Origin of the sequence: Bacillus sp. S4 (genome assembly GCF_040838205.1) — a bacterium.
Taxonomy (GTDB): domain Bacteria; phylum Bacillota; class Bacilli; order Bacillales; family Bacillaceae_G; genus Bacillus_A; species Bacillus_A cereus_U.
In genome coordinates, this window is the sequence record NZ_JBFPJI010000394.1 from 1 (window position 1) to 2,799 (window position 2,799).

Below are 2,799 nucleotides of genomic sequence, written 5' to 3' on the forward strand. Positions count from 1 at the left end.
TTATTATCAGACACTATTAAAAGCAGGTTGTAGTCATTGTGCAGTATTACCTAAAAAAACTGATTTAAAGCATACATATGTATTAAGAAATTTTGATTTATCACCCAAAATAGATGATATGCGTTTTTGTTCGACGCATGTTGAAGGTGCATATGCACATAGTGGCTTTTCTACTCAATATTTTGGCCGAACAGAAGGAGTTAATGAGCATGGGTTATCTATTACATTTTCAGCATGTGGTCAACCTGTAGGGAATATTGAAGGTTTAAGAAAACCGATGGTAAATGGTTTGCAATGTTTTGCTGTAATTCGAGTAATATTGGAGAAATGTAGAAATACGCAGGAAGCTACATCATTAATAAAAGAAATGCCTATAGCAAGTAATATTAATATAATTGTAGCGGATTCTTTAAACGCAGCACATATTGAAATATTTGACGGGCATAAATCAATAACAACAATTAATGAGGAAAGCCAAGCTTTTATCGTATCAACAAACCATGCAGTCAGTTCACCTATTCAGAAATTAAATAATAGGAAATTAGAACAATCTACAAAAAGATATCACATTTTACATGAGCATTTAAATCGAAATGAACAGGTGAGCATGGAATCTTTAAAAGGATTGGTAGAAGAAGAATATCCTATCGGGGTGACGGTGCATAATTATGAAGAGTGGTTTGGGACTTTGCATTCTGTATTATTTGATTTACAGGATCGTACATTGAATATTTGCTTCGGATCGCCACTTTTAAACGAGTGGTACTCATTGAAAGTTGGAGAAATCCTTCCGTTTACCGAAGTGAATGTGAACTTTAAAAATAAAACTTATGCTGACTTTTGGAGAGAAGAGAAAAATGAAATGACTCCTAAAGATTAAAAAGGAATAAGATGGTAAAATGAAGGGGTGGGAATAGACAGGAGGGATTGCCATTGCTACAAGCTATGTTACCAATTGTTCTAATCCTTTTTCTAGTCGCTTCGATGTATATAACTTATCAAAAAAGAAAAAAAGCGGGGATAAAAGGATTAAAAAGTGCATTAACTTCTATTTGTTGCTTTTTAATTGCAATTTTAAATTTGTCTGCATATTGGCTTCATTTTGGCGGTATTTTTACTTGGCTAGTCTCAATCATATTGTTGCTAGTGGGGGCGTATTTTACAAAATATATTCCAATCTCAAAAAAGGTGCACTAAAATTATATGAGTTTATATGTAATGTTTTATTTCAATGTGCTATAGATGCCTTTAAATCAATGCTTTTGAGCATTTTGATATGTGTTTGCAAACATTTTGCAAACACATATCAAAATATACTCTTCGCGAATGTTTTCACTGCATCTTCTTGCATATTGGGTAAGACATGAGAATATACCCTTAAAGTTAAAGAGATATCAAATGCTAATGACAGAATTCATGAAGTTTGTAAAGTGCGAGAACGAAGGTGTTTTTGACATCAAGCAGATGTACAGCGCGGAAAAAGCTTTCAAGAAAATGCAGAACCACCGAAATCTACATTTTGCTTACATGGGTATGCGAGTAAATGTAGCTGGCAAGTGGGGTACGATCGTTGGAAACTGGAAAACTAATTTGTTCGTTTTGTTCGATGGGGAAATAGAAGTGTACAACTGCCACCCTTATTGGGAAATTGCTTAATTCGATGAAGAGGGCAATGTGGTTCATAGCTGTCAAAAGGGAGAGTATGCGATATAAGTAAAAAAGGACGAGCAGTCGTACCTACTGTCCTTTATAGGAGAAAAATTATTCTGGACTAGAACTACGAATAACCAGAAAGCGCGCTTTTAACCAGTGTTGTCAAAGATGTAATAATCTATGCAACAAAAAAGCTTAGTCGGAATTCAAAACACCAAAATGGCTTGCATTGGTAAACAGGCTCAAAAGTAGTATATGCAAAATGGAAAATTCCATACAAAAAGCAGACAACAATTTTGGTTGTCTGCCAGTGAGTCGAATGAGTTAGCTAATTGTGATAAATTGCTTTCCCATTACAAGAAGAGTGAAGCTGCTAGTTCAAACAGCTTGTAGGTAGTCTTTTCGATATTTAAAAAAATATACAGAGAAAGCAGATAAGTGACGAATCTACCTGCTTCTGCTGTAACAAAAGAAAGAAGTATTAGCCGTGGATACGGCGGCTTGAAAATAGTATGTATTGGTTTTGAAAAAATATTCAAGGAGTGAAGGGAAATGGGATCGGGACAAATTTGAGGGCTATTCACTCGAACAGCTTCGTACCCGTCACAGTCGTTATCCTATTGTGACGGGTATCTGACTTATATTATTGAGGGAACGGGACGGAAGGATGCCACGGTATTGTTGCAGGAATCCAGACGAACCTGCGCGCTTACCCCAGCATTCGCGAGCTGCGTCACGGCATTCAAGATAGCAGATTTTCTGCCAGATTTGACGGCTACGTTATAGTTCACGACTAGGGGACGAACTGGGTCCTGAGGGGGAAATCGATTGAGAATCGCTTGATGATAGGTTGTTCTTAACGTGACGTTCGCTGTCAGCGTGATACCTTCTATAGTAATGCCAGTCAGCGTTGTCTCGTTAAATGAGGTGAGTTTGACTGTAAGCATGTAACGGTTTTGCATATTTATTTTTCCTTTATTATTAGACTTAATTTATTTTATGCTTGTCTAACAATTTAGTGTAGACACTTGCATCATAATAAGTAGAAAGATATATAAGATTATATTTTGATAAGGCGTGGAGATTAAAAAAAGGCAGTTGAACAAAAACGTTATTTGAATAAAAGCTAGTGGACTAGTTTTTAAC

Annotated in this window: 3 protein-coding genes and 1 pseudogene; 3 read left to right on the plus strand and 1 reads right to left on the minus strand. The window is 35.9% G+C overall.

Going from position 1 to position 2,799, the window contains the following annotated elements; all coding sequences use genetic code 11:
* Both AB3X48_RS20645 and AB3X48_RS20650 read left to right on the plus strand, forming a co-directional pair.
* The coding region (locus tag AB3X48_RS20645; protein WP_367959885.1) for a C45 family autoproteolytic acyltransferase/hydrolase at positions 1–880 on the plus strand (880 nt) is incomplete at its 5' end.
* Between the two features lie 53 nt (positions 881–933).
* Complete coding sequence (locus tag AB3X48_RS20650; RefSeq protein ID WP_071151261.1) at positions 934–1,197, plus strand: hypothetical protein; 264 nt, start codon at positions 934–936, stop codon at positions 1,195–1,197.
* 109 nt (positions 1,198–1,306) lie between these two features.
* On the opposite strand, the pseudogene AB3X48_RS22135 reads toward AB3X48_RS20650, so the two are convergent.
* Positions 1,307–1,396: pseudogene (locus AB3X48_RS22135) on the minus strand (tyrosine-type recombinase/integrase); the annotation flags it as partial.
* 2 nt (positions 1,397–1,398) lie between these two features.
* Here AB3X48_RS22135 and AB3X48_RS22140 point away from each other — a divergent pair.
* On the plus strand, positions 1,399–1,656 hold the full coding sequence (locus tag AB3X48_RS22140) for a hypothetical protein (RefSeq protein WP_016104842.1): 258 nt from the start codon (positions 1,399–1,401) through the stop codon (positions 1,654–1,656).
* The last annotated feature ends 1,143 nt before the right edge of the window (positions 1,657–2,799 follow it).